We start from the raw sequence: 7,386 nt of genomic DNA, 5'->3' as shown, positions 1-7,386 counted from the left end.
CCCCCTTCCCGTCGAGCGCGACATGAACCGACTCGACGGGAGCCCCCTCCGCCATGCGCGCCAGAAGCCGCGCCGACAGGTCCGGCAGGAGCCCGCGCGCGAGGATGTTCTCGATGTTGCGGGCGCCCGATGCCGGGTCCTTGCACCGTTCGGCGATGAAATCGATCACCTCCGGCGCATAGGTGAAGGTCGCGCCGTAATTGTCGACCACGCGGCGGCGGATGCGGCCGAGCTGCAGTTCGATGATCTGGCGCAGGATGTTGTCGGCCAGCGGGTAGTAGGTCACCACCGTGCAGCGGCCGAGGAAGGCGGGCTTGAAGAACTTCAGGAGTTCCGGCTTGACCGCCTCCGCCAGACCCTCGGGATCGGGCATGGTGTCGGGATCGGCGCAGAGCTTGGTGATCGTCTCGGTGCCTGCGTTCGACGTCATGATCACCACGGTGTTCTTGAAGTCGATGTCGCGGCCTTCGCCGTCCTTGAGCTGGCCCTTGTCGAAGACCTGGTAGAAGATGTCCTGCACGCCGGGATGGGCCTTTTCCATCTCGTCCAGCAGCACCACCGAATAGGGCTTGCGCCGCACCGCCTCGGTCAGCACGCCGCCCTCGCCATAGCCGACATAGCCCGGCGGCGAGCCCATCAGGAGCGAGACCTTATGCTCCTCCTTGAACTCGGACATGTTGATCACGGTGACGTTCTGTTCGCCACCATAGAGGGTTTCCGCCAGGGTCAGCGCCGTCTCGGTCTTGCCGACGCCGGAAGTGCCGGCCATCAGGAAGACGCCGATCGGCTTCCGCGGGTCGGTCAGCTTGGCGCGGGAGGTCTGAATCGCCTGGGCGATCGCGCGAAGCGCATGGTCCTGGCCGATCACCCGCTCGCGCAGGCGATTTTCCAGGCTCATCACCGCCTGGATCTCGTTGGCCACCATGCGGCCCACGGGAATGCCGGTCCAGGCCGCCACCACCTCGGCGATCGCCTGGCCGTCGACCACCGCTTTCAACAGCGGCCGTTCGCCCTGGATCCCGGCCAGCGTGGTCTCGGCCGCCTCCAGTTCGGCGCGGAGCCCGGCCGCCTGATCGGCGCCCGCGGCACCCAGCTTCTCGATCTCCTCGCGGAGCCGTCGGATCTCGGGGACGAGCTTCTTCTCTTCTTCCCACTGGGCTTCGAGCGTGGTGAGGTCGGCCGCGGCCTGGTCGCGCTTGGCCTTCAGGCCGGCGATCGTCTCGGCGTGGTCGGCGCCCGAGAGCGCCTCGCGTTCCAGGATGCCGATCTCGGTATCGGAAAGTTCGATCAGCCGGCGGCGGTCCTCGATCGCCGGCGGGATCGCATTCTGGCTCATGGCGACGCGGGCGCAGGCGGTGTCGATCAGGCTGACCGCCTTGTCCGGGAGCTGGCGCCCGGCGATGTAGCGGTGCGACAGGCGCACGGCATCGACCACCGCTTCTTCCAGGATGCGCACCTTGTGGTGCTTCTCGAGGGTGCCGACCAACCCGCGGATCATGGCGCAGGCGACGTTCTCGCTCGGCTCCTCGACCTTGACCACCTGGAAGCGGCGGGCGAGCGCCGCGTCCTTCTCGAAATATTTCTTGTATTCGGCCCAGGTCGTCGCCGCGATCGTCCGCAGTTCGCCGCGGGCGAGCGCGGGCTTCAGCAGGTTGGCAGCGTCGCCCTGGCCGGCCTGGCCACCGGCGCCGATGAGTGTATGCGCCTCGTCGATGAAGATGATGATCGGCGTGGGCGAGGATTTCACCTCTTCGATCACCTGCTTCAGGCGGTTCTCGAATTCGCCCTTCACCCCGGCGCCGGCCTGCAGCAGGCCGAGGTCGAGGGTGCGCACCTCGACCCCCTGGATCGCCGGCGGCACGTCGCCCGCCGCGATCTTGAGCGCGAAGCCCTCGACCACCGCGGTCTTGCCGACGCCCGCCTCGCCGGTGAGGATCGGGTTGTTCTGGCGCCGCCGGGTCAGGATGTCGACCACCTGGCGGATCTCGGCGTCACGGCCGAGCACCGGGTCGATCTTGCCCGCGCGGGCGCGCTCGGTCAGGTTGATGGTGAACTGGTCGAGCGCCGGCGTCTTGCCCGAGCCCATGGGTGCGCCACCGGCGGCACCGCCGCCGCCCGCCGAAGCGCCCTCGCCCGCCGAGGCCTTGCTCTCGACCCCGCCCTGGGTCAGCGTTTCCAGTTCGCGGCGCAGCAATTCGACCGGGATCTTGGCCAGTTGCTCCGAAACATCGCGCGCGAAGCCGACCAGTGCCTCGTTCGACAGGAGCGCGATCAGCAGGTGGCCGGAACGGACCTGGCTCGCCCCCATGTTGAGCGAAGCGACGGTCCAGGCCTCGCGCGCCAGGGTGACGATATGCTGCGACAGCGAAGGTGCCCGGCTGCCGCCGGTCTTCAGCTTGTCGAGCACTTTGTTGAGCGCCGCGGTCAGCCGCGCCGGCTCGATCTCGAAACGCTGGACGATCATGGAGAGATCGCTGTCCGGCACTTCGAGGATCTTGATCAGCCAATGCTCGATCTCGACGTCGTAATGGCTGCGCGACATGGCGAGCCCTGCCGCGGCCTCGAGCGCGCGACGCGTCGTGTCATTCAGTTTCGCGATGAGAGCGCGAAGATCGATACCCGCCATTATGTCCCCCCGAACTGCCGGCGCGGCATGAAATTTACGGCAGCGCAACATTGCCGCCCGGCCTTTCGGCGGCTCCCGAACCCCCCTGAATCAGGGGGAAAAACCGGGCTTGGCCGCCGTTTTGGCCGCGCGGAAGCCTAAGCGCGACGGCCGAATTACGCTACTCCCAATTTTCCGGCTATGGTAGGGTCGTGCCGCGTTCATGGGACGGATGGGGGACGTCGAACATGGAAGGCTTGCCCGATCTGGCAGCCCTGTTGGCAGCGATCGAAGGGGATTCGCCGGCCGGTACCGACCTGAGACTTGACGAGTCTCCGACGGCGCCGATCCGTAACCTGCGCGACGCCCGCAAGACCGCGACCCAGGCCGAACGCCGGCGCGAAGGCGAGGACGACGCGGGCACCGAGAACGTGGTGGCGCCCGAATGGCGCCTGATCGCCGAACAGGCCGCCAACCTCATCGCCACCAAGTCGAAGGATCTGGAACTCGCCGCGTGGCTGACCGAGGCCCTGCTGCGTACCTATGAGGCGGCGCCGCTGAGCGGGCTCGCCTTCGGCTTCCGCCTGATGACGGGACTGGTCACACAATATTGGCCGGACACTTTCCCGCCGCCGGAAGACGGCGACGAATACGAGAAGGTGCGCGCCATCGCCCAGCTCAACGGCGAGAGCAACGAGGGCACCCTGTTCCCGCCGCTGCGCCGCCTGTTGGTGACCCGCGCCTCGGGCGGTGAGAGCTATGCCCTGTGGCAGTACGAGAACGCCTTCGCCCTCGCCCAGAAGCCCGAGGAGCAGCGCCTGAAGCGGATCGCCGAGGGCGCCCTCACGGTCGAGATGATCGAAGGCAGCGCCAATCTCTCCTCGACTGCCTTCTACCAGACCCTGGTCACCTCGGCCGGCGAGGCGCTGGCGGCGCTCAACGAACTCGACCAGGTGATGACCGAGAAATGCGGCGCGGCCGCCCCCTCGCTGTCGCGCCTGCGCGGATTCCTGGAGGGCTTCGGCGAGACGGTGCGCACCCTCGGCCGCAACAAGCTGCCGATCGGCGGCGGCACGGACGCCGCGACCGAGGCGGCAGTGGCCGCGGTGATGGGCGGGGCCGCGGGCGACGGCGGCACTGGCGGCAGTTTCTCGCTGAATTCGGGCAATGCCGCGCAGAACCGCGAGGCAGCGCTCCGCGCCCTCGAGCAGATCGCCGACTTCTTCCGGCGCACCGAACCGCATTCGATCGTGTCCTACACCCTGCAGGATGCGGTGCGGCGCGCCCGTATGGACCTGCCCGCCCTGATGGCGGAGCTTCTGGGCGACGACACGGTACGCAAGCAGTTCTTCGCCAATGCCGGCTTCCGGCTGGACGAGCCGGCGGGCGAGAGCAGCGGCTATTGACGATTTACGAGACGACGTCGCCCCGCGCGACGTTGGCGTGACGGCCGTCACAGCATCCTGGCCGGGGGGATTTATGGTCCAGGACGAAAGTGCAGCCGATGCCGGCGGGGGGGACCCACCGGATCCGACATCAGACGCTTGTAGTTCCATTTCCGGAGTGAGGCAGGAGATCGGGAGGTCACCATGGCGAGCATCAACGAAAAACTCGAACGCGTGCGGAAGCCGCGCGTCCATATCAAATACGAAGTCGAGACCGGCGGTGCCCAGGTCGAACGGGAGCTGCCCTTCGTCGTCGGCGTCATGGGCGATTTCTCGGGCAATCCCGAAAAGCCGCTGGCGCCCCTGTCCGAACGCAAGTTCGTGACCATCGACCGCGACAACTTCAACCAGGTGATGTCGCGCATCGCACCGCAGCTGAACATCAAGGTCGACAACAAGCTGACCGACGAAGGCGGCCAGATGGGCGTCAGCCTGAAGTTCAACGCGATGGAAGACTTCGCGCCCGGCGCCGTGGTCGACCAGGTGCCGGCCCTGAAGGCGCTACTCGAGACGCGCAACAAGCTGCGCGACCTGATGGCCAAGGTCGACCGTTCGGCCGACCTCGAAGGCCTGCTCGAACGCGTGCTGCAGAACCAGAACGAACTCGACGCCCTGTCCAAGGAATTGGGCAACGACAAGGGGAATGCGTGATGGCCGAGGCCGAACTCCAGGGCGCAGGCGCCGCCACGACGACCGAGGAGGTCAGTCTCCTCGACCAGGCGATTTCCGCCACCAAGCAGACCGAAAGGTCCGAGGCGGAAGACCTGATCCGCAACCTGACCGAACAGGCACTGAAGGGCACCGTCACCTTCTCGAAGAACCTGACGGTCACCTTCAACCAGGCGATCAACAAGCTCGACGCCATGCTGTCCGAGCAGCTCGCCACCATCATGCACCACCCCGACTTCCTGAAGCTGGAAGGCTCGTGGCGTGGCCTGCAGTATCTCGTCAACAATTCGGAAACCGGCACCTCGCTGAAGATCCGGATGCTGAACGCGACCAAGCGCGACCTCTACAAGGACCTGACCAAGGCGGTCGAGTTCGACCAGTCGACGCTGTTCAAGAAGATCTACGAGAACGAATTCGGCACCCCCGGTGGCGAGCCCTACGGCCTGCTGCTCGGCGACTATGAATTCACCAGCCATCCCGAGGACATCGAACTCCTGGGCCTGGTCTCGAACGTCGCCGCCGCCGCTTTCGCGCCCTTCGTCACGGCCGCCGGGCCGAAGATGTTCGGCTTCTCGAGCTACCAGGAACTCTCGAAGCCGCGCGACCTCGAGAAGATCTTCGACAGCACCGAATATGCCAAGTGGCGCAGCTTCCGGGATTCGGAAGACAGCCGCTTCGTCTCGCTGGTGCTGCCGCGCGTCCTGGCCCGCCTGCCCTACGGCACGACCACCAAGACGGTCGACGAGTTCAACTTCGAGGAAGCGCCCTACGACGCCCGCGGCAACGCCAAGGCGATGGATCACGAGCAGTACTGCTGGATGAACGCCGCCTATGCCATGGGCGTGCGCATGACCTCGGCCTTCGCCGAAAACGGCTTCTGCACCATGATCCGCGGCGCCGAAGGCGGTGGCAAGGTCGAGGGCCTGCCGACCCACAACGTCATCTCGGACGACGGCGACCCCGACCAGAAGTGCCCGACCGAGATCGCGATCCACGACCGCCGTGAAGCCGAACTGTCGAAATGCGGCTTCCTGCCGCTGTGCCACTACAAGGGCACCGACTACGCCGTCTTCTTCGGCGCCCAGACCGCCCAGCGGCCGAAGAAATTCGACCGCCCGGACGCCACGGCCAACGCCGCGATCATGGCCCGCCTGCCCTACAACATGGCGGCCTGCCGCTTCGCCCACTATCTCAAGGTGATGGCGCGCGACAAGATCGGTTCCTTCATGGAAGCGAGCGATTGCGAGACCTGGCTCAATCGCTGGATCATGAACTACTGCAACTCGTCCGATGGCGCTTCGGCCGAATCCAAGGCCAAGTATCCGCTGCGCGAGGCCCGCGTCGAAGTGAAGGAAATCCCCGGCAAGCCGGGTTCCTACAACGCCGTCGCCTATCTGCGGCCCTGGCTGCAGATGGAAGAGCTGACCACCTCGATGCGCATGGTCGCGCGCATCCCGCAGGTCGGCTGAGCGTACGAGAGTAACCGACCATGTCCCCGTCGTCGGAACCGAGCCTGCACGACATCGTGCTCGCTCCCGGCGCCGGGGACGGCTGGTTCGGCGACGATCACGGCCGCGAGGCGCGCCGCCTGGCCGACTGGCTGGTGGAACGCGACGCGGCCGAATCGCTTCTCGCCTGGTTCGGGCGCGCAGCGCTCGAGGCGGCCGCGGGCGATGCTTCGCGGATCGCCGCGGCGCTCGACCGCGACATCGCCGCGATCGACACCCTGCTCGGCCTCACGGTCGACGCGATCCTGCATCATCCGGCGTTCCAGCGGCTGGAGGCGCTGTGGCGCGGCACCGGCTTCCTGGTCGACCGCGCGACCAATACCCGCGGCATCAAGATCCGCATCCTCGCCGCACGTTGGAGCGAAATCGTTCGCGACGCCGATCAGGCGCCGGATTTCGACCAGAGCCGGATCTTCGACAAGGTCTATTCAGACGAATTCGGCATGCCCGGGGGCGAGCCCTTCGGCCTGATGCTGGTCGACCATCCGATCACGCACCGGCCCCAGGCGGGCCAGGCGGCCGACGACGTCAGCGCGCTGCGCAGTCTGGCCGCGGTCGCCGCGGCCTCCTTCTGCCCCTTCGTCTTTTCCGCCGCCCCCTCGCTCTTCGGCGTCGACAGTTACCGCGACCTCGGCAAGGCGACCGACCTGACCGGCGGCTTTGCCCAGCCGGAATACACGCGCTGGCGCTCGTTCCGCGAGATGGAGGATTCGCGCTTCATCGCGGTCGCCATGCCGCGCATCCTGATGCGCCATCCCTGGCGCGACGACGGTACCCGTAACGACCGTTTCCGCTATGCCGAGACGGTCTCGGCGCCCGATGCCAGCGCCTATCTCTGGGGCAGCGCCGGCTTCGCCTTCGCCGCCGTGGTGATCCGCGCCTATGCCCATTACAGCTGGTTCGGCGACATCCGCGGCGCCGGCCGCGACGGCGAGACCGGCGGCCTGCTGACCGACCTCATGGTCGAGAGTTTCCCGACCGACCGGCCGGGCGTCGCCCCCAAGCCGTCGATGGACGTGGCGATCGGCGACATCATGGAACGCGAACTGGCCGACCTCGGCTTCGTGCCGCTGAAACGGGCCGCCTATACCCCCTTTTCCGTGTTCCAGTCGAACCAGTCGGTGCAACACGCCAAGACCTATCGCGACGCCGTGAACAC

5 protein-coding genes are annotated in these 7,386 nt (G+C 66.8%); 4 read left to right on the top strand and 1 reads right to left on the bottom strand.

Going from position 1 to position 7,386, the window contains the following annotated elements; translation table 11 throughout:
* Positions 1-2,626: type VI secretion system ATPase TssH (gene tssH / locus WC493_RS20705; RefSeq protein WP_373068095.1), on the bottom strand; the 2,626-nt coding region annotated here is incomplete at its 3' end.
* 227 nt (positions 2,627-2,853) lie between these two features.
* Here tssH and tssA point away from each other — a divergent pair.
* From tssA to tssC (WC493_RS20685), 4 genes are all read left to right on the top strand, one after another.
* On the top strand, positions 2,854-4,011 hold the full coding sequence (gene tssA / locus WC493_RS20700) for a type VI secretion system protein TssA (protein ID WP_373068093.1): 1,158 nt from the start codon (positions 2,854-2,856) through the stop codon (positions 4,009-4,011).
* Positions 4,012-4,194: 183 nt separating this feature from the next.
* A complete protein-coding gene (gene tssB / locus WC493_RS20695) occupies positions 4,195-4,701 on the top strand; it encodes a type VI secretion system contractile sheath small subunit (protein WP_373068091.1) in 507 nt (168 codons plus the stop codon).
* Complete coding sequence (gene tssC, locus WC493_RS20690; RefSeq protein ID WP_373068089.1) at positions 4,701-6,188, top strand: type VI secretion system contractile sheath large subunit; 1,488 nt, start codon at positions 4,701-4,703, stop codon at positions 6,186-6,188. Before tssB ends, tssC (WC493_RS20690) begins: the two co-directional genes overlap by 1 nt.
* A gap of 20 nt (positions 6,189-6,208) precedes the next feature.
* Positions 6,209-7,386: type VI secretion system contractile sheath large subunit (tssC, locus tag WC493_RS20685; RefSeq protein WP_373068087.1), on the top strand; the 1,178-nt coding region annotated here is incomplete at its 3' end.

This window comes from Zavarzinia sp. (assembly GCF_041650655.1).
GTDB lineage: Bacteria > Pseudomonadota > Alphaproteobacteria > Zavarziniales > Zavarziniaceae > Zavarzinia.
This window is presented reverse-complemented; position numbering and strand designations above follow the sequence as displayed.

Excerpts from the sequence above, each read along its gene's own strand:
- tssA (WP_373068093.1), top strand. The coding sequence starts at position 2,854 with ATGGAAGGCTTGCCCGATCTGGCAGCCCTGTTGGCAGCGATCGAAGGG.
- tssB (WP_373068091.1), top strand. The coding sequence starts at position 4,195 with ATGGCGAGCATCAACGAAAAACTCGAACGCGTGCGGAAGCCGCGCGTC.
- tssC (WP_373068089.1), top strand. The coding sequence starts at position 4,701 with ATGGCCGAGGCCGAACTCCAGGGCGCAGGCGCCGCCACGACGACCGAG.